Origin of the sequence: Streptomyces litchfieldiae (assembly GCF_031845365.1) — a bacterium.
In the GTDB taxonomy this organism is placed as follows: Bacteria; Actinomycetota; Actinomycetes; order Streptomycetales; family Streptomycetaceae; genus Streptomyces; species Streptomyces litchfieldiae.
In genome coordinates, this window is record NZ_JAVREL010000016.1 from 136,586 (window position 1) to 158,502 (window position 21,917).

Below are 21,917 nucleotides of genomic sequence, written 5' to 3' on the forward strand. Positions count from 1 at the left end.
ACAGCCGCCCGCACGCCCCGGAGAGACTATGTGTCGGCCGCGGCCCGGGCCTCGCGGCGGTTGTCGCGGAAGGCGTAGACGCGGCGGACCATGGCGAACAGCGGGATCACCGCGCCCAGCACGAGCTGGAGCGAGCAGCCGGTCTGGAGCATCAGCAGGCCGCCGGGGGCGTCGAACGCCCAGGCGGTCAGCAGGGCCATGCTCAGCACGATCCAGCACAGCATGGCGACCGCGAGGGTGCCGCGCGGCTTGGGGTACTCGACGCGGCTCACCATGAGCCAGGCCACCCCGACGATCGCCAGCAGCGTCGGCGTGAAGGGCAGCTCCAGCAGCACGATGGAGACCACGGTGAGCGCCCCGAAGGGGCTGGGCATGCCCTGGAAGACGCCGTTGGGCATGGTGACGCACGAGAACCTGGCCAATCGCAGGATCACCGCGAGCAGCACCACCGTCGCGGCCAGCGCGGACAGCGGTTCGTGCACGTCGCCGACGACCATGCCCCAGACGAGCACGAAGTAGGCGGGGGCCAGGCCGAAGCTGATCAGGTCCGAGAGGTTGTCCAGCTCGGCGCCCATGGGCGAGGCCCGCAGCTTGCGCGCCACCAGCCCGTCGAACAGGTCGAAGACGGAGGCCAGCAGCATCAGCAGGACGGCGGTGGCCGCGTTGTTGCGGACCACTCCGGCGTCGCCGCTGTTGGTCAGGTGGGGGATCAGGATGCCGGTGGTGGTGAAGTAGACGGCGAGGAAGCCACAGGTGGCGTTCGACAGGGTGAGAGTGTCCGCTATCGACAGTCTCATGGACAACGGCATGCCGTCGTCGTCCGCCTCCTCGTCGTCGGCCTCGGCCCACGCGGCGCGCGACTTGCGGTCAATCACGGTCAAGGCGCGTCACTCCCGCTGTGGTGCGCTCGCCGACCTCCACGGCGGGCTCGATGCCCTCCGGAAGATAGACGTCCACGCGCGAGCCGAAACGGATCAGGCCGATGCGGTCGCCCTGCTCGACCTTGCAGCCCTGCGGCACGTAGGGCACGATGCGCCGGGCCACCGCGCCGGCGATCTGCACCATCTCGATGTCGCCCAGCTCACTGCCGAAGCGCCACACGACGCGCTCGTTGTTCTCGCTCTCCTTGTCGAACGCCGGCACATACCCGCCGGGGATGTGTTCGACGGACGCCACGGTCCCGGCCACGGGGGCGCGGTTCACGTGGACGTTGAGCGGGCTCATGAAGATCGCCACCCGGATGCGTCCGTCGTGCCACGGCGTGATGCTCTGCACCACGCCGTCGGCCGGGGAGATCACCCGGCCCCGGCCGATCTCCCGCTCGGGGTCGCGGAAGAACCACAGCATGCTCGCGGCCAGCGCGGTGGTGGGGACGGCCGCCGCGGCCCAGCGGCCGGAGCGGCGCGCCTTCACCAGGCTGACCGTGGCGGCCGCGAGGGCCGGCACGAGCCAGGGGGAGGCGCCGCGTGCCAGACGTACCCGGCCGCCGGATAGGGGAGATGAGCGGTGAGGCATGGATGACCTTCGTAGCGTGGGAAGCCGCACCTGTCCGAAGCGAAGCGGCTACCGACGATGCTATAGGTTTCGGGCCGCAACTCGGCAAGCCAGCAGGCCGGTCAAGACCGGAAACCCCATGTGCGGCGGTCTTCCGGCGGTGCCAAAAGGGGATATTCAGCCCGGCGTCCGATACTCCTCCAACAGCCGCCGGCCGATGATCATTTTCTGTATGTCGGCCGTTCCTTCACCAATCAACAACATTGGGGCCTCCCGGTAGAGGCGCTCGATTTCGTACTCCCTGGAGAACCCGTAACCACCGTGAACGCGGAACGCGTCCTCCACGACCTCCTTGCAGTACTCGGCCGCGAGATATTTGGCCATCCCCGCCTCCAGGTCGTTGCGCCTGCCGGAGTCCTTGGTCCGGGCCGCCCGCACCATCAGGGCGTGCGCGGCCTCGACCTTGGTGGCCATTTCGGCCAGCCGGAACTGCACCGCCTGGTGCTGTGCGATGGGTTTGCCGAAGGTGTGACGCTGCTGTGCGTATGCGATGGCGAGTTCGAAGGCGCGCTGTGCGACGCCGCAGCCGCGCGCCGCGACGTTGACCCGGCCGACCTCCACCCCGTCCATCATTTGGTAAAAACCCCGCCCGGTGGCGCCGCCGAGCACCCGGTCGGCCGGAACGCGCAGGCCGTCCATGATCATCTCGGTGGTGTCGACGCCCTTATAGCCCATTTTGTCTATCTTGCCGGGGATGGTGAGCCCGGGCGCGATCTGTCCGAAACCCGGCTCTTTCTCGATCAGGAACGTCGTCATCGAGCGGTGCGGCGGCGCGTCCGCGGGCAGGCCCTCGTCGGTGCGGCACAGCACGGCCACCAGCGTCGAGGAGCCGCCGTTGGTCAGCCACATCTTCTGCCCGGTCAGCAGGAACGCGTCGTCCCCGCCGCCGGCCCGCACGCCCCGCGAGGTGATGGCGGCCACATCCGAGCCGAGCCCCGGCTCCGACATCGAGAACGCGCCGCGCACCTCGCCGGTCGCCATCCGCGGCAGGAAGTGCGCCCGTTGTTCGTCGGTGCCGTACTTGTCGATGAGATACGCCACGATGAAGTGCGTATTGATGATGCCGGACACGCTCATCCAGCCGCGGGACAGCTCCTCCACGCACAGCGCGTAGGTCAGCAGCGATTCGCCCAGGCCCCCGTGTTCCTCGCGGATCATCAGCCCGAACAGCCCCAGGTCCCGCAGCCCCGCGACGATCTCGGTCGGGTACTCGTCGCGGTGCTCCAGCCCGGTGGCCACCGGCAGGATCTCCTTGTCGACGAACTCCCGCACGGTGGCGACGATGTCGCGCTGGATGTCGGTCAGTCCCTCGGTGTACGCCAGCCTGCCCATCTCACTCCTCCCCGCGCGGCTCGGGCCGCCCCGGCTGTTCGCCGCCGTGCGCGGCGACATACGCGGCCGTCGGCACCATTACCTTGCGGCGGAAGACGCACACGAGCGTGCCGTCCTGCTTGTGGCCGCGCGTCTCCACGGAGACCACGCCCCGGCCCGGCCGCGAGCGCGACGGCGTCTTGGCGAGCACGGTGGTCTCCCCGTAGAGCGTGTCGCCGTGGTAGGTCGGGGCCAGGTGCCGCAGCGACTCCACCTCCAGGTTGGCGATGGCCTTGCCGGACACATCGGGCACGGACATGCCCAGCAGCAGCGAGTACACGTAGTTGCCCACCACGACGTTGCGCCCGAACTCGGCCGAGTACTCCGCGTAGTTGGCGTCCAGGTGGAGCGGGTGGTGGTTCATCGTGAGCAGACAGAACAGGTGGTCGTCGTACTCGGTGATCGTCTTGCCGGGCCAGTGCCGGTAGACGTCCCCGACGGTGAACTCGTCAAAGGTGCGGCCGAATCGCATCGTTCCTCCGGACAAAACCTACTCGGTGGGCGGCTCGTAGACGGTGGTGCGCCGCAGCCCGGCGGCGCGGCCCTTGGCGGCGATGACCAGCGCCATCTTGCGGCTCGCCTCGTCGATCATCTCGTCGCCGAGCATCGCGGAGCCCTTGGCGCCGCCCTCGTGCGACGTCACGTGCGCGTAGGCGTCGAGGATCATCTCGGCGTGGTCGTAGTCCTCCTGGGAGGGCGAGTACACCTCGTTCGCCGCGTCGATCTGGCCCGGGTGCAGCACCCACTTGCCGTCGAAGCCGAGCGCCGCCGAGCGGCCGGCGACCTCGCGGAAACCGGGCACGTTGCGGATCTGGAGATAGGGGCCGTCGATGGCCTGGAGGTCGTTGGCGCGGGCGGCCATCAAAATCCGCATCAGGATGTAGTGGTAGGCGTCGGCCGGGTAGCCGGGCGGCTGCTCGCCCACCACCAGGGACTTCATGTTGATCGACGCCATGAAGTCCGCCGGGCCGAACACGATCGTCTCCAGCCGGGGCGAGGCGGCGGCGATCTCGTCCACGTTCACCAGGCCCCGGGCGTTCTCGATCTGGGCCTCGATGCCGATGCGGCCGACGGGCAGGCCCATCGTCTTCTCGATCTGCGTGAGCAGCAGGTCCAGCGCCGAGATCTGGCCCGCGTCCTGCACCTTGGGCAGCATGACGCAGTCCAGGTTCTCCCCGGCGCCCTCCACCACGGTGATCACATCGCGGTAGGTCCAGTGCGTCGTCCAGTCGTTGACCCGCACCACCCGCGTCTTCCCGCTCCAGTCGCCCTCGTTGAGCGCCTTGACGACGGAAGTCCGGGCGCTCTCCTTGACCAGGGGGGCGCAGGCGTCCTCCAGGTCGAGGAAGACCTGGTCGGCCGGCAGGCCCTGGGCCTTCTCCAGAAAACGGGGGTTGCTGCCGGGAACGGCCAGGCAGGAACGCCGGGGTCGCAGCCGGTTGGTGCTCATGGGGAAACCTCCAGGGGGTCGAGCCGGTGGGCGGCGCGGATCTCGTCGACGATACGGCCGATGATCTCCGTGATGCCGAAATCCTTGGGGGTGAAGACGGCCGCGACGCCGGCCGCGCGCAGCGCCGCCGCGTCGGCGGCCGGGATGATCCCGCCGACCACCACGGGGATGTCGCCGCCGCCGGCCGCACGCAGTCGGGCCAGGACATCGGGCACCAGCTCGGCGTGCGAGCCGGACAGGATGGACAGGCCGACGCAGTGGGCGTCCTCGGCCACCGCCGCGCCCGCGATCTCCGCCGGTGTGAGCCGGATGCCCTGGTACACCACCTCCAAGCCGGCGTCCCGGGCGCGCACCGCGATCTGCTCGGCGCCGTTGCTGTGGCCGTCCAGACCCGGCTTGCCGATCAGCAGCCGGAGCCGGCCGACGCCCAGCTCCCGCGCGGTGGCGGCCGCCCGGTGCCGCACCTCCGCCAGGCCGTCGCCGAGTCCGCCGGCCGGCGCGGTCACCGGCGCGCCGCCGACGCCCGTGGGGGCGCGGTACTCGCCGAAGACCTCGCGCAGCGCCCCGGCCCACTCGCCGGTGGTGACGCCGGCCCGGGCGCAGGCCAGGGACGCGGGCATCAGGTTGTCCGGGCCCTCGGCGGCCCGCCGCAGCGCGTCCAGCGCCCGGCGCGCGGCGGGGCCGTCGCGCCGTTCCCGCCAGTCGCCGAGGGCGGCGATCACCCCGGCCTCGGCGGTGGGGTCCACGGTGTGGACCGCGGTGACGGGGTCGGCGGTGAGCGGGCTGGGCTCCGTCGAACGGTGGCAGTTGACGCCGACGACGCGTTCCTCGCCGGACTCGATGCGGGCCCGTCGAGCGGCGTGCGCGGCGACCAGTTCCGACTTGAGGTAGCCGGAGGCCACGGCGGCCATCGTGCCGCCCATCTCCTCGATCCGCCCGATCTCGGAGCGGGCCAGCGCGGCCAACTCCTCGGTGCGGGCGGTCACCACCTCGCCGCCGGTGAACAGGTCCGGGTACTCCAGCAGGTCGCTCTCCTCGGCCAGCACCTGCTGAACGCGCAGCGACCACTGCTGGTCCCAGGGCCGGGGCAGGCCCAACGCCTCGTTCCAGGCGGGCAGTTGAACGGCCCGGGCGCGGGCGTCGCGGGACAGGGTGACGGCCAGCATCTCCAGCACGATGCGCTGGACGTTGTTCTCCGGCTGCGCCTCGGTCAGGCCCAGCGAGTTGACCTGCACGCCATAACGGAACCGCCGCTGCCGCGGGTCGGTGACCCCGTAGCGTTCGCGGGTGATGCTGTCCCACAGCGTGGTGAACGCCCGCATCTTGCACATCTCCTCGACGAAGCGCACGCCCGCGTTGACGAAGAACGAGACGCGCCCGACGACGTCGCCGAGCCGTTCCGGCGGCACCTGGCCGGAGTCGCGCACCGCGTCCAGGACCGCGATGGCCGTGGAGAGGGCGTAGGCGATCTCCTGGACGGGTGTGGCGCCGGCCTCCTGGAGGTGGTAGCCGCAGATGTTGATGGGGTTCCAGCGCGGCAGGTGGTGCAGGGCGTAGGCGATGGTGTCCGTGGTCAGCCGGAGCGAGGGCCCGGGCGGGAACACATACGTGCCGCGCGAGAGGTACTCCTTCACGATGTCGTTCTGCGTGGTGCCGGCCAGGGCGGCGGGGTCGGCGCCCTGCTCCTCGGCGGTGGTGCGGTAGAGGGCGAGCAGCCACATGGCGGTGGCGTTGATCGTCATGGAGGTGTTCATGCGGTCCAGCGGGATGTCCTGGAACAGCCGCCGCATGTCGCCCAGATGCGCGACCGGCACGCCGACGCGGCCCACCTCGCCGCGGGCGAGGACGTGGTCGGGGTCGTAGCCGGTCTGGGTGGGCAGGTCGAAGGCGACGGACAGGCCCGTCTGGCCCTTGGCGAGGTTGCGCCGGTACAGCTCGTTGGACGCCTCGGCGCTGGAGTGCCCGGCGTAGGTCCGCATCAGCCAGGGGCGGTCGCGTTTCCCGGCCATGTCATTCGCCTCCGTCGGCGCGGAAGCGGTTGATGGCGGCGAGGTGGCGCTCGCGCATCGCGCGGTCGCGGACGCCCAGCCCCTCGGCCGGGGCCAGGGCCAGGACGCCGACCTTGCCCTGGTGGCGGTTGCGGTGCACGTCGTGGGCGGCCTGCCCGGTCCGCTCCAGCGGGTAGGTGCGGGAGACGGTGGGGTGGATGCGGCCCTTGGCGACGAGGCGGTTGGCCTCCCACGCCTCGCGGTAGTTGGCGAAGTGCGAGCCGACGATGCGCTTGAGGCTCATCCACAGGTAACGGTTGTCGTAGACGTGCTGATATCCGGAGGTGGAGGCGCAGGTGACCACGGTCCCGCCGCGGCGGGCGACGTAGACACTGGCGCCGAACGTCTCCCGCCCGGGGTGCTCGAAGACGATGTCCACGTCCTCGCCGCCGGTCAGTTCGCGGATGCGGGCGCCGAACCGCCGCCATTCCCGGGGGTTCTGGGTGTGCTCGTCCTTCCAGAAGCGGTAGCCCTCGGCGGAGCGGTCGATGATGGCCTCGGCGCCCATGGCGCGGCAGATGCCGGCCCTCTCCGGGCTGGACACCACGCACACCGGCGTCGCGCCGCCGGCCAGCGCGAGTTGGGTGGCGTAGGACCCGAGGCCGCCGCTGGCGCCCCAGATCAGGACGTTGTCGCCCTGCTTCATGGCCGCGCCGTTGCGGGAGACCAACTGCCGGTAGGCGGTGGAGTTCACCAGGCCCGGTGCGGCGGCCTCCTCCCAGGAGAGGTGGGCCGGCTTGGGCATGAGCTGATTGGCCTTGACCAGGGCCAGTTCGGCCAGGCCGCCGAAGTTGGTCTCGAATCCCCAGATGCGCTGCTCCGGGTCGAGCATGGTGTCGTCGTGCCCGTCGGCGGATTCCAGCTCCACGGACAGGCAGTGGGCCACGACCTCGTCGCCCGGGCGCCAGGAGTGCACGCCCGCGCCGGTGCGCAGCACCACCCCGGCCAGGTCCGAGCCGATGACGTGATAGGGCAGGTCATGGCGCTTGGCCAGCGGCGAGAGCCTGCCGTAGCGCTCCAGGAACGCGAACGTGGGGACCGGCTCGAAGATCGAGGTCCACACGGAGTTGTAGTTGACGGAGCTGGCCATCACGGCGACCAGCGCCTCGCCGGGCCCGAGTTCGGGCACCGGGACCTCGTCCAGGTGCAACGACTCGCGCGGGTCCTTCTCCTCGGTGGGCAGGCCGTCGAACATGGCGGCCTCGTCCTTGTGCACGGTCACCGCGCGGTAGGACTCGGGCAGCGGCAGCGCGGCGAAGTCCTCCGGTGTGCTGTCCGAGCTGTCCAACGCGGTGATCGCGTCCAGGATGTGCTTCACGGGTGCCTCCGAACGCAAGGCTTTGACGACAGGAACGCGGCGCGCTGCCGCGAGAACCGCTGTGCCGTCGGTCCGGCGGAGCTGCTGTGGCCGTGCGGGATCGCACGGGGGGCCTGTGACGCAAGCCGTGCCGGGCGCCCGCGAGTTGCGGTGGGACTGCGCCCGGACACCCTCACGTTATGGCACGGCGTGCCAGTCGACAAGACACTGCGTGCCAACAATCTCGCTCATCAGTCACCACGTCGCGCACAGATGAGCAGGTCGCCGCCGGCGGATCCGGCCCACATCGGGGCGCTGTACATTCGGAGTTTGCTCGCGCGAGAGGAGATGGTGGAGATGGCCACGCAGGCCGGTGCCGTCCCGCGGCCCCGCGCACCGTTGAACCGGGAGCGGGTTCTGGGCGCCGCCGTCGCCCTGGCCGACGAAGGCGGAGTCGACGCGCTCAGCATGCGCAAGATCGCGCAGGCGCTCGGCGTCGTGCCCATGGCGCTGTACAAGCACGTGGCCAACAAGAACGAGCTGCTGGACGGCATGATCGACGTCCTCGTCGGTGAGATCGACCCGCCCGCCCGCGACACCGACTGGAAGACCACCGTTCGCCAGCGGGTGCTGTCGGCCCGCCGCATGCTGCTGCGCCACCCGTGGGCGCCCGGAGTCATCGAGTCGCGGATGAAGGCGCGGGCCGCCCCGACCCCCGCGGTCATGGAGTACCTGGACTCGATGATCGGGATTTTCCGTGCCGGGGGATTCTCGATCGACCTCGTCCATCACGCGATGCACGTGATGGGCAGCCGTCTGCTGGGCTTCTCCCAGGAGTTGTTCGAGGACAGCTCCGGCCGCGAGCCGGATCCGGACGCGTTGCCGCCCGAGGAAATGGCCGCGCGCTACCCCCACATCACCGAATTGGCCATGGCGGTCGCCCACGACCAGGAGTCCGTCGTCGGCTCGGGCTGCGACGACCAGTTCGAGTTCGAGTTCGCTCTGGACCTGACCCTGGACGGCCTTGAGCGGCTGCTGGGCGCGACCGGGTCCAAGGGCTGAGCGCCTCTCTCTCCGTTCCATCTCTCCCTGCCCGTTGACGGGTGTACGCCGTACACCTACCTTTGTGGCATCAGAGGTGTACGCCGTACACCTCCGGAGGGGATGGGGACGACTGATGAAAGCGATCGTTCAGGAGCGGTTCGGCCCGCCGGACATCCTGCGGCTGACGGACACCGACCGGCCCGAGATCGGGGCCGGTCACGTGCTCATACGGGTGCGTGCCGCCGCGCTGAACCCCTATGACTGGCACATGATGCGCGGCGATCCGTACGTGGCGCGGCTGATGGGAGCCGTGGGGCTGACCCGGCCGAAGTCCCGGGTGGCCGGAATCGACGCGGCCGGACAGGTCGAGGCGGTCGGCGCCGATGTGCGAGGACTCCGGCCCGGCGACGAGGTCCTGGGCTTCTGCCCGGGCTCCTTCGCCGAGTACGCGCGCACCACCCCGGATCTGCTGGTGCCCAAGCCCGCGAGCCTGACGTTCGAACAGGCCGCGGCCGTGCCCATGGGGGCGGTGACCGCCCTGCGCGGCATTCGGACCGTGGGCCAAGTACGGGCCGGGCGGCATGTGTTGGTCAACGGGGCCGCCGGTGGCGTGGGCACGTTCGCCGTTCAGATCGCCGCGGCCCTGGACGCGGAGGTCACCGGGGTGTGCAGCGCCCGCAACGCCGACCTGGTGCGCTCACTGGGCGCCACGCACGTCATCGACTACACGCGGGAGGACTTCACCGACGGGCGCGTGCGCTACGACGTGATCCTCGACAACGTGGGCAACCGCCCGCTCGGCCGACTGCGCCGGGTACTCACCCCGACAGGGACCCTGGTGGCCAACGGCGGTGGCTCGCCCGGCCACGTATTCGGGGCGGTGGGTTCGCTGTTGCGACTGATGGTGGTCAACCCGTTCGTCCGGCATCGGCTCCGCCCCATCATCCCGTCGGCCCCGTCCGGGCCGACCCACGCGGACCTGCTCGCCGTCACCGCGCTCATCGAGGCCGGCAAGGTCACGCCGGTGGTCGACCGGACCTACCCCTTGGCCGACACGGCCGAGGGCGTGCGCCACGTGGAGCAGGGCCATGCCCGCGGCAAGGCCGTGGTCACCGTGCCGTGAGAACCCCTGCCCGGACCGGGGGCGGCGTCGCTGCCGGTGTGTTGCCACGTGGCCCACGGCTCCCGCGCCGCCCGCCACGAGCACGGTCCGGCCCGTCGGGGCGCCGGGGGCCGTCCCCGCGCGCGGAATGCCGATGACGGCGGGCCGTGTCGAAGTCGACGCCGTCCGGCGGCTTTTCCACGCCGACGGCCATGCGGGCACGGGACTCCCGCCCTCAGAGCACTGTCACGCCCCGGTGGTTGGCCCACGCCTCGGCCGCCTCCGCCAGCGCCTTGCGTGACGGCCTGTCGGGCCTCTGCCAGGCGAGCTGCCACCACATGCGCGTCTTGGCGGCGGCGAAGGCATCGATGGCTTCCGGGTCCGCGTTCGCCCATGCCTCGCAGTTCGCCGCCCACGCCTCAGCGGCCCGAGGGCTGTGCCCCGCCGCGACGAACTGGATGACGAGCATGGCCGGGTCGATGAACGCCGCGCCCCGGGTCGGCCAGCCCCAGTCGACCGCCCAGGCGCGTTCCCCGATGAGCAGGTTGGTGTGGTTGATGTCCGCGTGGAGCAGTGCGTCTCCTCGGAACAGCTCCGCTTCCGTCTCATCACCGGTGAACCGGTCCCATCTGGTCTCGTGCCAGTCTCGGGCGATCTCGGGCAAGCCGAGTTCCCCGATCTGGTTGAGAAGATCGACGATCGCTGGCAAGTCCGATGATCCCGGCCCGATGTCCGGCTGTCTGCCGTCCACGACCTCGAAGCCGAGCGCGATCCACTCCTCGTCCTCCGCCGTCCACAGAAGTGCTGGGCAGATTGGCTGAACGAAAGGATTGATCAGCTTCTCGCGGATGATGGAGTCATAGCGGCCTCCAGGTCGGTTCCGCATCGCCTTGACGAAGAACGGTCCCTTCTCGCACTCCACCACGGTCGTAAGGTCGGAGAAGTCTCCGCGCGAGGTGTGCCTTGTGCCCGCTGGATCTCCGGTGTGCGGGTGAATCAACGCCCAGAACTCCGGGCCGGGATTGCGGGTCATCTTGTCAGTATCCGTCTGGGAAGCACTTATCGGTTTCGTAACCAGGATTGCATTGATTCATGGGGGAGCACGGCGTGGGAGGGGCTTGGTCCGGCGCGCAGGGGCCTTGAGCCGGGTAACAGGGGGTCTGGTCGGGGTAGCACTTTTCCTTGTCGGGCCGACACTTCCTTTCCGCACGGGCGGAGGTGCGGATGGTTGCGCTGGCGCTGGTCATGGCGGTGCCGCCGAGGATAGTGGCCAGGGGATCGTCGTGGACGTTGCCGACTGTCATCCAGCCGGAGAGGACGCAAGGGGAGACCTCGCCGTTGGGGCCGATCGCGGCCCTGCCGTCACCGCAGCGCCCACAGAGGCCGGCGGGGTCCGGGGCCTGGTCCTGGGCGCCCCGTCCGAAGGGGCGGACGTGATCGGCGCCGATTCTGGTCACGCCGAGGGCTTCGAGGTCCACCCGGGCCGCGCTGATGCGCTGTGCGCTCGGCGCGGTTGGACGTATATGCAGTTCGGCCGGGCCTACGAGCAGGCGGCCCGTGAGGTGTCCGTCGCGACGGGCGACCCGTCGATCGCGTCGGTCACCGTGGCGGAGCAGACGTTCCGGCGGTGGACCTCCGGCCGGATCCGGACTCTGCCGAACAGCCCGGCACCGGCGATCCTGCATCACCTCTTCAAGCGTCCGGCGACTGAGCTTCTGGCACCGCCGCCCGAGGAGATCCCGCCTCTGCCCAGCGCACCCGCAATTGATGAAATGGAGATCAGGATGACCGCACGGGATGCAGCCGACCACGCCGGCGAGGCAGCCGCGCAAGCTTTGCCTGACCTGACCATCGACCAGATCGAAGATGACGTTCGAGGGCTGGCGAGGCGGTATCCGAGCACCTCGCCGCTGGATTCCTACCAGCGGGGACGCGAGCTGCTGCGGCTGGCGCAGGCGATGCTGGACCGCACCCAGCGTCCCCGCCAGCGGGAACGTCTCTATCTCCAGGCGGGGGCCACGGCGGCGTTGATGGCCTCGGCCTCGTTCGACCTGGGTTCCCTGTCCCCCGCCGTTCAGCTAGCGCGTACCGCGGCGCTGTACGGCGAGGTGATCGACCACGGCCCGCTCCAGGCATACGCGCACGGAGCGCTCGCCTACCTGGCCTACTGGGACGGCCGCCCCACCGACGCCGTCCGGCTGGTGGCGACCGCCCAGCAATTTGGGGGACTTGGCGATACAGCCGGCGTGCGGCTGGCCACCATTGCAGCACGTGCCCACGCCCACCTGGGAAACGCTGACGCCGCGCGGCGCGCCATCCGGGCGGCTGGTGAGTGCGATTCCGGCGTCCGGGATGACCTCCATGACGATGTGGGCGGCGAGTTCGGCATGCCCTTGGCTCGGGCGGCGATGTCCGCCGCCACTACCTATCTTCTGCTGTGCGATGCACCCGGCGCCGAAGAAACTGCCTCCCACGTTTTGGATCTGATGGATGCCCAGCCATCGCAGGAGCAACCCGGGCTGCGAGGGAAGGCGGCGGTGGACCTGGCTCGCGCCCGCGTTCTGCGCGGCGAACTCGACGGTGCCCTGGCAGCGGTGGAGCCGGTCTTCACCCTCAACGGGTCCTGGCGCACCCTCGGTCTCGTCCAACGCATGGTGGGCCTGAGGGCCGATCTGACGAGCGGCGGCTTGGCCGGGGCCACAGCCGCCCGTGAACTCGGCCAGCGAGTCGAAGACTTCACCGCTGGAGCCGGGGCGCGCAGTCTCGGTCCCGGTTCGCCGTTGGCCGCTCTGGGCGGGTAGCGGTCACTGGCCGAGTGCGGACAGGATCGCCGTTTCCCGCTCCGGCGTGATGCCGTGCTCGGCCCATCGTGGGTGTTCCACCGGCATTCCCCCGTCCCGCAGCCAGGCCCATGTGTCGGCGACTGTCTCCGCCAGTGGTCGGCACCGCAGCCCGGCCGCCGTCGCCTTGGTGGAGTCCACCGCCCATGCCCCCGGGGAGGTGCGCCACAGCGGTAGTTCGGTCCACTGCCGCACCCCGTGCTCCACCAGGACCTCGTCCGGCATCCACCGCAGCTCACCGCGCGCACCGGTCACTTCCAGGCAGGCGGTCAGGAAACCGCCCATGGTCTCCCGGCCGATCGGCGCGGCGACGTTGTACGCACCGCCATCCCCGGCCGTGGCCCGGTCCAGGGCGAACGCCGCGACGTCGCGGACGTCCACCGGCTGGATGGTCCGTGTGGGATCGCCGGGCGCGAGCACCGTGCCGCCCCGGTGGGCCCGGCGCAGCCACCACGGCAGCCGCCCGACATACTCCCCGGGCCCCAGAATGACGCCCGGCCGCAGGAGCACCACACGTCCGGCACCGAACGTCTCCTCGATCGCTCGTTCCGAACCCGCCTTCTGTGTGCCGTAGTAAGCCGCCGGGGAACCGGTCCGGCCGAACTCCTCACCGGCGTCCGCCGGCGCGTCCAGTAGTTCCGAGGCTTCCGAGAGGGGTTCGTTGGGCCAGCCCCGGTAGGCGTTGACCGTCGAGAGGTACACATACCGCCCAACTACCGGGGCAAGTGCCCGCGCCCCGGCCAGCACGGTGCGCGGAGCGAAGTCGGCGGACGAGGTGTCGATGACGGCATCCCACGGCCCGGCCTCGGCCAGCCGCGCCAGGTCGGCCGTCACCGTGCGGTCACCTCGGACCGGGACGACGCCCGGCACGTCGTTCCCCGAACGCCCGCGGCTGAATGTGCTCACCTTCCACCCACGCGCCACGGCCTGCTCGGCAACAGCCCGCCCGAGGAACCAGGTACCGCCCATCACCAGAATCCGCATGCGCCGATCCTGCCCGCGCGATGCCAGCGGACACCAGCACGTCCTGTCGTGTCTCGGGGGCGCGGCTGCGTCCGCGGCGACGACCGCTGAGCCGAAGGGGTCCTTGACGCGCCCGCCACGCTGTCCGAAAGCGCTGCCCGCCGGCGCGGTGACGACCTGCCCGCCGGCCGCGGTGGCCCGTTCGAACGCCAACACCACGGTGTCGTCCACGCGGATCCCACCGTGACCGATCAAGCCGTCCTCGATCGCCAGCACGCCGGGCGCGGCGTGGCTCACTCGTGGAGCCAGAAGCCCGTTCGCTCCAGCCATAGGCCGAGCAGGGCGGTGTCGCCGGAGACCTCGACCCGTTCGTCGACGGGGCGGCCATAGACGAGCAGCAACAGGTCCGCGAGCGGACCGGAGACGGTGACGGCCGCGTCGCCTCCGGTGTGTTGCCACGTGGGTGCGTCACCGGTCAGGTCGACGAGCCACTCGTCGGCCGGCTGGTCGGTGGCCCGGAAGTGGAGAGTGCGGCCGGCGCCGAGCAGCGGTTCGGCCGCCGCGACGTCGTACACCTCGGGGAGCGTGCCGAACCCCATCCACTCGTCGAGCCCGTCCCGCGCGACCGCCGCCTCGACCTCGTAGCGGGCTCCCAGGGTCCAGGCGGCGTCGGCGCGGTGGACGACGGTCTCGAACAGCATGCGCCGTGCCCAGAACGCCAGGGGCTGGTCGGGAACCACGGTCCATACGCGGACATCGGGGCCGGCCTCGGCCAGGGCTTCGTCAAGCGCCCGAGCGCCGTCCGCGAGCCATGCGTCGAGCACGGCCGGGTCCTTGTCGCCGTAGCCGAAGACATCGTTGACCAGATCGTCGGGAACGAGTTCGGTGGCCCGGGTACGGACGATGGTCTCCGCCCACCGGTGGGTGCCGCCGACGTGCCGCAGCAACTGGCCGAGATTCCACTCAGGACAGGTGGGCACGCGGACGGTGGGATCGGAGTCCTTCACCAGGGCACGCAACAGGTCGGTCTGGGCGAGGATCTCGGCGCGGTAGCGGTCCAGGCTCCAGCGAGGCATGAGGCCAGGCTACGAGTCCACGTCGCGCTCCCGCGCGCCAATTACCTGTGCTGCCGCACGTATCGCCGCCACGCCTGCGCGGTCGCCGGATACCAGGCGGCCCCATCGCGCCTGTTCGGCTGGGCGACCTGGGCGACGATCCGCTCCATGTGGGCGCGGACCGTCGGCACCCGCCACAGCTCGGACATCGCGATGCTCGTCACCCCGTGGTGATAGGTGGTGCCCTGCATGACGGCCCGCCCATCGAGCGAGGACATCACGAACTCCGGCCGTCCCGCCGCGGAGCCCAGCAGGCCCGTGGCCGCGCCCGCGCCGAACAGGTCCCAGGTGTCGAGGAGCTTCGCGCGGCGCCACTCGGCGTCCTCCTCCGTGGTCGGCACGCCCAGCAGGAACTCGCGCTCCGTCGGATCGAAGAGGCCGTGTTCGCGCGCCAGCGCGAACCAGCCCTCGTTGGCCGCGTCGACAAGCCCCGGGTTCTCCTCGTCCACCCAGCCGTCCCGCCGGCCCTCGTCCGGCCTGCACGCGACCAGCATCCGGACGGCGGCCAGGGGCGGTGGAGCGGGAGGTAGCCCGCCCGAAAGGAGCAGCAGCCCGGCACGACGCAACAGCGCCGCCGGCCGCTCGTCGAGGTGCTCTGCCTGCATGAGTCGACAACTGCCGTTTCGCTAAAAAGAGTTAGGGGTGTTGTCCGCTGGGGTGGTCGCCCCCACCGACTCCACAGCGTGCGATGCCATTCGTCGGCGTCCCAGTTGGGGAGCGGGCCGTCGGCGACGAAGGCGTGGACTTCGGGTCTCATCCGCGAATGATCCGCTGACGCGACGGGGTCGGCAAGGGCTGCCAAGGTGCCCTCGCTCACCGCGAGTTCCCACTGGGATGTTCTCGCCATCCGGATGGTGAGTGTATCGTGGCGGTGTGGGTGGAGCGAGGGGGACCTCATGGCCCGATTGACACGCGCCCAGCAGCAGAAACGCACCCGGGCGGCCGTACTGGCCGCCGCCGCGGAGGAGTTCGGCGAGCGCGGCTATGCCGAGGCCAAGGTCGACCGGATCGCGGAGCGGGCCGAGCTGACCCGTGGTGCCGTGTACTCGAACTTCCCGAGCAAGCGCGCGCTTTACCTGGCGGTGCTGCTCGACTCGATCGAGCCCCCGGACGGGAGCGAGCCGCCGCCCGCACTCGAACTGGCCGAGGCGCTGGGCGCGTTCGCCCGTGTCTGGCTCGAACGGCTGCCGCTGACCGGCGACACGGACGCCCGGGGGCACCTCCGACTGCGGTCGCTGGCCGGGGTGTTCGACGACGAACGGGGCCGGACCGCGCTGGCGCGGGTCCTCCGGCTGGAGGGGCTGCTGCTCGGGCGCGCCCTGGAGTCCCGTGCCGCGCACCGGCCGGGCGCGCGGCGGGTGCGGATGGCCGAGCTCGTTCTCACGCTGCTGAACGGAGCCGGTCATCTGGCGGCGGCGGCACCGGGGTTCGGCGACCCCTTCGACGCGGTCCGCGCCTGCCGGCATCTGGCCGGACTCGACCTCGCCGACGCCTGGGACCCGCCGCACCTGCCCTACATCACCCCCGCCCAGGCCGTCCGGGACGCCTGGCTGCCGCCGGCCGGGCTGTCCGACCGGCTCACCGGCCGGCGGATCGCGTTCGACAACGACGGGGTGATCGCCGTTCTCGGCACCGGCCGGCTGGCAGCGGCCGAGGAAGCCGTCCGCGCCGCCCGGCCCGGCGAGCAGGTCGCCGTGGCCGTGGTCACCGATGACCCCGCCGAGATCGGGCGTCTGGTGCGGCTCAGGATCGGCGATCTCACCGGGTGCCTGCGCCGCGTGTTCGGAACGGATGCCTGGCCGTGCCTGCGCCTCGTCCTCGACGACGACGCCACCGCCCTCGCCACCGCCCTGGGCATCCGGGGCGGCGACGACACCGAGGCCGCCGTGCGCGTCCGGGCGGGCACGGTCCTCGCCCGGGCCGAGGGGCGCGGTGCCGGCCACGCGGTGGCGGCGGCGGGCGACTTGGCCATCCGGCACTCCGGGGAGGCCGCACGATGACCCGCGTCGACGTGCCGGACCCGCCCCACCGTACCGGCGCCGACCTGCTGGTGCTCCACGCCCTCCGGTGCGGCGGGTTCGCCGGTCTCGCCGGCGTGTCCGACGCGACCGGACTTCCCGAGCCCGACGCGGAGTCCGCGCTCATCGACCTCGCGGTGGCCGGCCTGGTCACGCACGTGCCGGGCGACCTCGGCGGCTGGGGCCTGACCGAGGCGGGCCGCGCCGCCGACGCCGAACGGATCGCGAACGAGCTGGCCGCCACCGGCGCCCGGCCCGTGGTGGCCGCGGCGTACGACGAGTTCCTCGTGCTCAACCCGGAGCTGCTCGACCTGTGCGCGGCGTGGCAGTCGCGGCCGGCCGACGGCGCCACGATCCCCAACGACCACACCGACGCCGGCTACGACTCCCGGGTCCTGGACCGGCTCGCCGACCTCCACCGGCGCGCCGAGCACGGCTGCGCGGAACTGTTCGCGACCATGCTCCGGTTCCGGCGGTACCGCACGCGGCTCGCCGGCGCGCTCGCCCGCGCCCGGTCCGGCTCGCGCGCCCATGTCACGGACAGCACCGACTCGTACCACACCGTCTGGTTCCAGCTCCACGAGGACCTGCTCGCCACCCTGGGCATTCCACGGCCGTGGCACGCCACCGAACCGCGCTACCGATGACCTGGATCCACCCGCTCTCGGCGGGAGTTGACGCGACCGCGAGCGTCCTCGGCGGCAAGGGGCACGGCCTCGTCACGTTGCGACGCCTCGGTCTGCCCGTGCCGCCCGGGTTCGTCATCGGCACCGCGGCGTGCCGCGCGTTCCTTCGTGACGGGCGGCTCCCGGACGGCTTCGACGGTGAACTGGCGGCCGCCGTCCGCGATCTGGAGGCCGCCTCGCGACGGCGCCTCGGCGGGCCGGGGCGGCCCTTGGCGGTGTCGGTCCGCTCGGGAGGCAGCGTGTCGATGCCCGGCATGATGAGCACCGTCCTCAACGTCGGCCTCACCACGCGGGCCACCGAGCGGCTGGCCGCCGAGACCGGCGATCGGCGGTTCGCGCTGGACGCGCGTCTGCGGTTCCTGTCCGGCTTCGCCGCCACGGTCCTCGGGGTGCCGCCGGAGCGCCTGGACGCCGTCACCCGCGCGGCGACCGAACGCGACACCGGAGCCGGGGAGATGGGCCTCGCCGACGCGATTCACCGGGTCGAGGCCCTCGTCCGGGAACGGACCGGGCGGCCCGTCCCGGACGACGCCGGGCGGCAGTTGGAACTGGCCGTCACCGCCGTGTTCTCGTCGTGGAACGCGCCGCGCGCCACCACCTACCGCGTCCTGCACGACATTCCGCACGAACTCGGCACCGCCGTCACCGTGCAGGCCATGGTGTTCGGCAATCGCGACAGCCGCAGCGGCACGGGCGTCGCGTTCAGCCGCGACCCCAATACGGGCGAGGACGTTCCGTTCGGCGAGGTGCTGTTTGTTCGCCAGGGGGAGGACGTCGTCTCCGGGCGGTCCGCGACCCGGCCGCTGTCCGAACTGGCCGACCGGGAACCGGCGGTGTGGGCCGACCTCCACGACGCCCTGCGCCGGGTCGAGGAGCACTACCGCGACATCTGCCAAGTCGAGTTCACCTTCGAGAGCGGCCAACTGTGGCTCCTTCAGGTGCGGCCCGGCGGTCTCGCCGGGCGCGCCGCCGTCCGCGTCGCGGTCGACCTGGCCGACCAGGGCGTCATCAGCCGCGGCGAGGCACTGCTCCGGGTCTCGGCACGGCACCTTCAGCGCGCTCGCACACCGCGCGTGGACACATCCGGCGGAATCGGCGTCCTCACCCGAGGGCTCGGCGCCTGCCCGGGGGTCGCGACCGGCAGGGTGGCGACCACGGCCGACAGCGCCGCCCGGATGGCCATGGACGGTCCGGTCATCCTGGTCCGTCCGCACACCTCCCCGCTCGATCTGCACGGCCTGGCCGCCGCCGCGGGAGTCGTCACCGCCAGCGGCGGCCCGGCCAGCCACGCGGCCGTGGTCGCGCGAGCGATGGGCAAACCCGCCGTCGTCGCGGCCGCGCGACTCACCGTTGACGTTCCCAACGCCCGCGTGCGGGCGGGTGAGCACACCGTTCCGGAGGGCGTGCTCATCACCATCGACGGGACCAGCGGAGACGTCGTCCTCGGAAAACCCCGCGTCGTCACGGCCGCGGCGGACCGCCGGCTGTCCCGATTGCTCACCTGGGCCGACGCGGTCTCCGGCGACGGCTCGGACCGCGCGGACACCGAACGTCTCGGCGCCGCCCACTCCGTTCTGCGGGGCGAGGCGTCCCCGTGAAACCCCCGCTGACAGTGCCGCTTGGCATCATGCCCGCATGGATTTCCACCTCGCCCCGCCCACCGGCGTCGGCCCGCTGCGGATCGGGATGTCCCGGCACGAGGCCGGCGCCGCCCTGGACTCGCTTCGTGATCCCGCCGCGCCCTCGTCCTCCGACCGGCCGGGGCAGCATGTCTTCCGCCCGAGCGGGCTGATGATCAGCATCGAATGCGTGCGCGACGAGCTGATAGCGATCGAGATCGGGCGCCCCGAGACCCCGACGGACCGGGTCGGCTTCCGCGGCGTGGACGTGTTCGGGCCGCCGGCACGCGAGGTGGTCACGCTCCTGCGCGCACACACCAGGGTCGAGGAAGACCCGGACGACGACGCCTCGTTCATCGCCCCCGACCTGCTGCTGAGCCTCTGGCGGCCGTTCGCGGCCGACGACGAACCGGACGACGCGCAGGGCTATTACTTCGACTCCGTCCTTGTGGCCCGCCCCGGCTGCTACGACACCCCGGCCGAGGCCGAGGCACGACTCAAGGCGACTTCCTGAGCGCGCTTCGGTACCTCTGGCGGAACCCGCGCGCGCCCGTGCGCGTTTGAGGGGCATGGTGCACGCGGCGTGGCTCGTCGCCGGGAGCGCGGCGGCCGTCTTCCTGGCCGACCGTCTGCTGCTGGCGATGGAGGCGCGGGGCTGGGTCCACTGGCGCAAGGGCAAGGGACTGTCGTCCATCGGTGCCGACCTCATGCGGGAGGGCGATCCCGGATCACAAGCGCTGCGGCGCGCCATGGAGCAGGAGCGGGTCCGCAGATGCGTCCGGCCGGCCGAGGAGCCGCCCGTCCAGGTGGACCTGGACGCCGGCATCGTGCGGATCCGCCGCACCGTTATCAACGGGCCGCCGCCGAGGGAGAGATGACGACGTGAACGAGCTGGTTTCCCTGTTGGTGATCACCGGCTGCCTCGCCGTGGTCATGGGCTCCTTCGGCTGGCTCGCGGCCCGTGTCCGGCGCCGGGGGACCGCCAGGGACGCGTTCCAGGTGATCGTCGGGACCTACGACTCGCTGTACCACTCGTCCGCCCAGGAATCCCACTACGAGATCAAGGCCCAGGCCGAACGCAAGAGCCCGCTGTCCTCCTCCGACGTCCCCTGGCGCCCGGCCGGTGAGCTGGGCGCCCGCGCCCTCTCGGACACCGGGCGCTCCCGTCGGCGCCGCTCGTGGCGGACGCCGCGCCGCCGGCGGTAGCCACTTTTTTGTGGGTACTTGTCGCCGGGCGGTGGCGGGGCGAATCTGGTGCTGGGCGGTCGCGGGGCCGCGCCGGATCGTGTGAGACGGAGGACGGCGATGGTTCAGGAGGCCGATCGGGCCTCGGCGAGCTTCTCCAGGCGGCGATGGCCCCAGTCGGAGAGAGGGGCCAACGCCTCCGAGAGCTCGCGGCCGAAGGCGGTCAGGGAGTAGACCGTCTTCAGCGGTAGCCCGGCGTGCACCTCCCGGTGCACCAGTCCATCGGCCTCCATCTCGCGGAGGGCCTGAGTCAGCACCTTCTCCGTGAGGCCCGGCAGCCGTCGGCGCAGCTCGCCGGGGCGGTGCGGGCCGGACTCCAACTGCCAGAGAAGAACCGTCTTCCACTTGCCGTCGATCACGGCGATCGCGGCGGTCACTCCGCAGACGTTCGTGTCCTGGGCACGACTGCGCGTCATCTTCGCCCCATTCGTTACTGTTTGTCGATTTTCCACGGGAGTTGAATCATGTCCACCCGCTCCGAACAGTCTGCCGTCACCGTGCTCGGTCTGGGGCCGATGGGCCGGGCCCTCGCCGGGGCGTTCCTGGACGCCGGCCTGCGGACCACCGTCTGGAACCGGACGCCCGGCCGGGACCGCGAGCTGGTCGAACGAGGCGCGGTCGGCGCCCGATCGGTCGAGGAGGCGGTCGCCGCGAGCGCGCTGACCGTGATCTGCGTGGTGAACTACGACGCGGCGGACGCCATCGTGCGGCGCGACGCGGTCACCGACGCGCTCAAGGGGCGCACCTTGGTGAACCTGACCGCCGACACCCCGGACCGGGCCCGGGACACCGCGGCCTGGGCGGCCGGGCACGGCATCCGGTACCTGGACGGCGCCATCATGACGCCGACCACCACGATCGGAACGCCGGACGCGGTGTTCATCCACAGCGGCCCGGAGGAGCTCTACCGGGAGCACCGGCCGGTGCTGGACGCGCTGGGCGGCACCCACACCCACCTCGGCGAGGAGATCGGCCGGGCGGCGGCCTACGACATCGCGCTGCTGGACATCTTCTGGACCGCGATGGCGGGCTATGCGCACGCCTTGGCGGTGGCGAGGGCGGAGGGCGTCACCGCGCGCGAGCTGGCCCCGTTCGCCCAGGGCATCGGCGCGATCCTGCCGCCGATCTTCGAGGGGCTCGCGGAGGAAGTGGACAGCGGCAGTTTCTCCGGCGACGGCAATCCGATCACCTCGGCGGTGTCGTCCATGGCCCACATCGTCCACACCTCCGAGGCCCATGGCATAGACGCGGGCGTGATGCGGGCGGCGGAGGGCATGGCGCGCCGCGTCATCGGACTGGGCCATGGCACGGACGGGTTCATCCGCGTCGCGGAGGTGCTGGGCCGCCGCTGAAAGCGCCGGGGCACGGCGGGGTGCCCCGGCGCGGCAGCCGCGGTCGAGCGGTCGGCGAACGACGCGCATCCGCCCCCGGCTCGCGAGGATCCGCTCCCCACCGCGGAACCACAACGGGTGCCGGTAACTGCCAGACGCTGCCGGTGCGTTCACCATGCCAGGTGGCGCAGTGGGGGGCGTTGCCGGCGGCCGGATATTCGCCTGCCCGGGGCC

General features: G+C 71.6%; 23 protein-coding genes. 10 read left to right on the forward strand and 13 right to left on the reverse strand.

The annotated features are described in order from the left end of the window. Nucleotides 1–26 precede the first annotated feature (26 nt). The 7 genes from pssA to ccrA form a co-directional block, all read right to left on the reverse strand. Nucleotides 27–881, reverse strand: coding sequence for a CDP-diacylglycerol--serine O-phosphatidyltransferase (gene pssA, locus RM590_RS25090; protein ID WP_394813967.1), 855 nt, complete (start codon nucleotides 879–881; stop codon nucleotides 27–29). Further along, on the reverse strand, nucleotides 868–1,515 hold the full coding sequence (locus RM590_RS25095) for a phosphatidylserine decarboxylase (protein ID WP_311706973.1): 648 nt from the start codon (nucleotides 1,513–1,515) through the stop codon (nucleotides 868–870). Before RM590_RS25095 ends, pssA begins: the two co-directional genes overlap by 14 nt. 156 nt (nucleotides 1,516–1,671) lie before the next feature. Next, entirely contained in the window at nucleotides 1,672–2,886 is a 1,215-nt protein-coding gene (locus RM590_RS25100) for an acyl-CoA dehydrogenase family protein (RefSeq protein WP_311706974.1), read from the reverse strand. Between the two features lies 1 nt (nucleotide 2,887). Further along, nucleotides 2,888–3,397 (reverse strand): MaoC family dehydratase, encoded by a 510-nt coding sequence (locus tag RM590_RS25105; protein ID WP_311706975.1) that lies wholly within the window; start codon nucleotides 3,395–3,397, stop codon nucleotides 2,888–2,890. A gap of 18 nt (nucleotides 3,398–3,415) precedes the next feature. Next, nucleotides 3,416–4,375 carry an HpcH/HpaI aldolase/citrate lyase family protein gene (locus tag RM590_RS25110; protein WP_311706976.1) on the reverse strand — a complete coding sequence of 320 codons (960 nt, stop codon included), beginning with the start codon at nucleotides 4,373–4,375 and terminating at the stop codon, nucleotides 3,416–3,418. Further along, nucleotides 4,372–6,384, reverse strand: a complete 2,013-nt coding sequence (locus RM590_RS25115; RefSeq protein WP_311706977.1) for a protein meaA — start codon at nucleotides 6,382–6,384, stop codon at nucleotides 4,372–4,374. The genes RM590_RS25110 and RM590_RS25115 overlap by 4 nt, the downstream gene beginning before the upstream one ends. Nucleotide 6,385: 1 nt before the next feature. Next, a complete protein-coding gene (gene ccrA, locus RM590_RS25120; RefSeq protein ID WP_311706978.1) occupies nucleotides 6,386–7,741 on the reverse strand; it encodes a crotonyl-CoA carboxylase/reductase in 1,356 nt (451 codons plus the stop codon). Nucleotides 7,742–8,077: 336 nt separating this feature from the next. On the opposite strand from ccrA, the gene RM590_RS25125 reads away from it, so the two are divergent. Both RM590_RS25125 and RM590_RS25130 read left to right on the forward strand, forming a co-directional pair. After that, a complete protein-coding gene (locus RM590_RS25125) occupies nucleotides 8,078–8,782 on the forward strand; it encodes a TetR/AcrR family transcriptional regulator C-terminal domain-containing protein (RefSeq protein ID WP_394813970.1) in 705 nt (234 codons plus the stop codon). Nucleotides 8,783–8,897: 115 nt separating this feature from the next. Continuing rightward, nucleotides 8,898–9,887 (forward strand): NAD(P)-dependent alcohol dehydrogenase, encoded by a 990-nt coding sequence (locus RM590_RS25130; protein ID WP_311706979.1) that lies wholly within the window; start codon nucleotides 8,898–8,900, stop codon nucleotides 9,885–9,887. A 214-nt stretch (nucleotides 9,888–10,101) separates the two neighbouring features. Here RM590_RS25130 and RM590_RS25135 read toward each other — a convergent pair whose 3' ends face one another. Both RM590_RS25135 and RM590_RS25140 read right to left on the reverse strand, forming a co-directional pair. Continuing rightward, nucleotides 10,102–10,899: a protein kinase gene (locus tag RM590_RS25135; protein WP_311706980.1), complete on the reverse strand. Its 798-nt coding sequence runs from the start codon at nucleotides 10,897–10,899 to the stop codon at nucleotides 10,102–10,104. A gap of 4 nt (nucleotides 10,900–10,903) precedes the next feature. Further along, entirely contained in the window at nucleotides 10,904–11,344 is a 441-nt protein-coding gene (locus tag RM590_RS25140; protein WP_311706981.1) for an SPASM domain-containing protein, read from the reverse strand. Here RM590_RS25140 and RM590_RS25145 point away from each other — a divergent pair. Further along, the gene (locus RM590_RS25145) at nucleotides 11,300–12,667 is read left to right on the forward strand and encodes a hypothetical protein (protein WP_311706982.1); all 1,368 of its coding nucleotides are present in this window, start codon (nucleotides 11,300–11,302) and stop codon (nucleotides 12,665–12,667) included. The genes RM590_RS25140 and RM590_RS25145 overlap by 45 nt on opposite strands. 3 nt (nucleotides 12,668–12,670) lie before the next feature. Here the strand turns inward: RM590_RS25145 and RM590_RS25150 are convergent, their stop codons facing one another. From RM590_RS25150 to RM590_RS25160, 3 genes are all read right to left on the reverse strand, one after another. Beyond that, nucleotides 12,671–13,690, reverse strand: a complete 1,020-nt coding sequence (locus RM590_RS25150; protein WP_311706983.1) for an NAD-dependent epimerase/dehydratase family protein — start codon at nucleotides 13,688–13,690, stop codon at nucleotides 12,671–12,673. Between the two features lie 272 nt (nucleotides 13,691–13,962). Beyond that, nucleotides 13,963–14,745 carry a maleylpyruvate isomerase family mycothiol-dependent enzyme gene (locus RM590_RS25155; protein ID WP_311706984.1) on the reverse strand — a complete coding sequence of 261 codons (783 nt, stop codon included), beginning with the start codon at nucleotides 14,743–14,745 and terminating at the stop codon, nucleotides 13,963–13,965. 41 nt (nucleotides 14,746–14,786) lie between these two features. After that, nucleotides 14,787–15,389 (reverse strand): hypothetical protein, encoded by a 603-nt coding sequence (locus RM590_RS25160; protein ID WP_311706985.1) that lies wholly within the window; start codon nucleotides 15,387–15,389, stop codon nucleotides 14,787–14,789. Nucleotides 15,390–15,680: 291 nt separating this feature from the next. Between RM590_RS25160 and RM590_RS25165 the strand changes: the two genes are divergently transcribed. The 6 genes from RM590_RS25165 to RM590_RS25190 are packed head-to-tail and all read left to right on the forward strand — an operon-like array spanning nucleotide 15,681 to nucleotide 20,313. Further along, on the forward strand, nucleotides 15,681–16,784 hold the full coding sequence (locus RM590_RS25165) for a TetR/AcrR family transcriptional regulator (protein WP_311706986.1): 1,104 nt from the start codon (nucleotides 15,681–15,683) through the stop codon (nucleotides 16,782–16,784). Further along, complete coding sequence (locus RM590_RS25170; protein WP_311706987.1) at nucleotides 16,781–17,449, forward strand: transcriptional regulator; 669 nt, start codon at nucleotides 16,781–16,783, stop codon at nucleotides 17,447–17,449. Before RM590_RS25165 ends, RM590_RS25170 begins: the two co-directional genes overlap by 4 nt. Then, nucleotides 17,446–19,086, forward strand: a complete 1,641-nt coding sequence (locus RM590_RS25175) for a pyruvate, phosphate dikinase (RefSeq protein ID WP_311706988.1) — start codon at nucleotides 17,446–17,448, stop codon at nucleotides 19,084–19,086. The genes RM590_RS25170 and RM590_RS25175 overlap by 4 nt, the downstream gene beginning before the upstream one ends. A 37-nt stretch (nucleotides 19,087–19,123) precedes the next feature. Further along, nucleotides 19,124–19,621 (forward strand): hypothetical protein, encoded by a 498-nt coding sequence (locus RM590_RS25180; RefSeq protein ID WP_311706989.1) that lies wholly within the window; start codon nucleotides 19,124–19,126, stop codon nucleotides 19,619–19,621. Nucleotides 19,622–19,676: 55 nt separating this feature from the next. Continuing rightward, entirely contained in the window at nucleotides 19,677–19,985 is a 309-nt protein-coding gene (locus RM590_RS25185) for a hypothetical protein (RefSeq protein ID WP_311706990.1), read from the forward strand. Between the two features lie 4 nt (nucleotides 19,986–19,989). Continuing rightward, a complete protein-coding gene (locus RM590_RS25190; RefSeq protein ID WP_311706991.1) occupies nucleotides 19,990–20,313 on the forward strand; it encodes a hypothetical protein in 324 nt (107 codons plus the stop codon). A 104-nt stretch (nucleotides 20,314–20,417) separates the two neighbouring features. On the opposite strand, the gene RM590_RS25195 is transcribed toward RM590_RS25190, so the two are convergent. Continuing rightward, the gene (locus tag RM590_RS25195; RefSeq protein WP_311706992.1) at nucleotides 20,418–20,768 is read right to left on the reverse strand and encodes a winged helix-turn-helix transcriptional regulator; all 351 of its coding nucleotides are present in this window, start codon (nucleotides 20,766–20,768) and stop codon (nucleotides 20,418–20,420) included. Between the two features lie 48 nt (nucleotides 20,769–20,816). Between RM590_RS25195 and RM590_RS25200 the strand changes: the two genes are divergently transcribed. After that, nucleotides 20,817–21,704, forward strand: a complete 888-nt coding sequence (locus tag RM590_RS25200; protein WP_311706993.1) for an NAD(P)-dependent oxidoreductase — start codon at nucleotides 20,817–20,819, stop codon at nucleotides 21,702–21,704. Nucleotides 21,705–21,917 lie beyond the last annotated feature (213 nt).

What these genes read in the sequence shown, in the direction of transcription:
- RM590_RS25095 (WP_311706973.1), bottom strand. Translation starts at nt 1,515, where the DNA reads ATGCCTCACCGCTCATCTCCCCTATCCGGCGGCCGGGTACGTCTGGCA.
- RM590_RS25100 (WP_311706974.1), bottom strand. Translation starts at nt 2,886, where the DNA reads ATGGGCAGGCTGGCGTACACCGAGGGACTGACCGACATCCAGCGCGAC.
- RM590_RS25105 (WP_311706975.1), bottom strand. Translation starts at nt 3,397, where the DNA reads ATGCGATTCGGCCGCACCTTTGACGAGTTCACCGTCGGGGACGTCTAC.
- RM590_RS25110 (WP_311706976.1), bottom strand. Translation starts at nt 4,375, where the DNA reads ATGAGCACCAACCGGCTGCGACCCCGGCGTTCCTGCCTGGCCGTTCCC.
- RM590_RS25115 (WP_311706977.1), bottom strand. Translation starts at nt 6,384, where the DNA reads ATGGCCGGGAAACGCGACCGCCCCTGGCTGATGCGGACCTACGCCGGG.
- RM590_RS25125 (WP_394813970.1), top strand. Translation starts at nt 8,078, where the DNA reads ATGGCCACGCAGGCCGGTGCCGTCCCGCGGCCCCGCGCACCGTTGAAC.
- RM590_RS25130 (WP_311706979.1), top strand. Translation starts at nt 8,898, where the DNA reads ATGAAAGCGATCGTTCAGGAGCGGTTCGGCCCGCCGGACATCCTGCGG.
- RM590_RS25135 (WP_311706980.1), bottom strand. Translation starts at nt 10,899, where the DNA reads ATGACCCGCAATCCCGGCCCGGAGTTCTGGGCGTTGATTCACCCGCAC.
- RM590_RS25150 (WP_311706983.1), bottom strand. Translation starts at nt 13,690, where the DNA reads ATGCGGATTCTGGTGATGGGCGGTACCTGGTTCCTCGGGCGGGCTGTT.
- RM590_RS25155 (WP_311706984.1), bottom strand. Translation starts at nt 14,745, where the DNA reads ATGCCTCGCTGGAGCCTGGACCGCTACCGCGCCGAGATCCTCGCCCAG.
- RM590_RS25160 (WP_311706985.1), bottom strand. Translation starts at nt 15,389, where the DNA reads ATGCAGGCAGAGCACCTCGACGAGCGGCCGGCGGCGCTGTTGCGTCGT.
- RM590_RS25165 (WP_311706986.1), top strand. Translation starts at nt 15,681, where the DNA reads ATGGCCCGATTGACACGCGCCCAGCAGCAGAAACGCACCCGGGCGGCC.
- RM590_RS25170 (WP_311706987.1), top strand. Translation starts at nt 16,781, where the DNA reads ATGACCCGCGTCGACGTGCCGGACCCGCCCCACCGTACCGGCGCCGAC.
- RM590_RS25175 (WP_311706988.1), top strand. Translation starts at nt 17,446, where the DNA reads ATGACCTGGATCCACCCGCTCTCGGCGGGAGTTGACGCGACCGCGAGC.
- RM590_RS25180 (WP_311706989.1), top strand. Translation starts at nt 19,124, where the DNA reads ATGGATTTCCACCTCGCCCCGCCCACCGGCGTCGGCCCGCTGCGGATC.
- RM590_RS25185 (WP_311706990.1), top strand. Translation starts at nt 19,677, where the DNA reads ATGGTGCACGCGGCGTGGCTCGTCGCCGGGAGCGCGGCGGCCGTCTTC.
- RM590_RS25195 (WP_311706992.1), bottom strand. Translation starts at nt 20,768, where the DNA reads ATGACGCGCAGTCGTGCCCAGGACACGAACGTCTGCGGAGTGACCGCC.
- RM590_RS25200 (WP_311706993.1), top strand. Translation starts at nt 20,817, where the DNA reads ATGTCCACCCGCTCCGAACAGTCTGCCGTCACCGTGCTCGGTCTGGGG.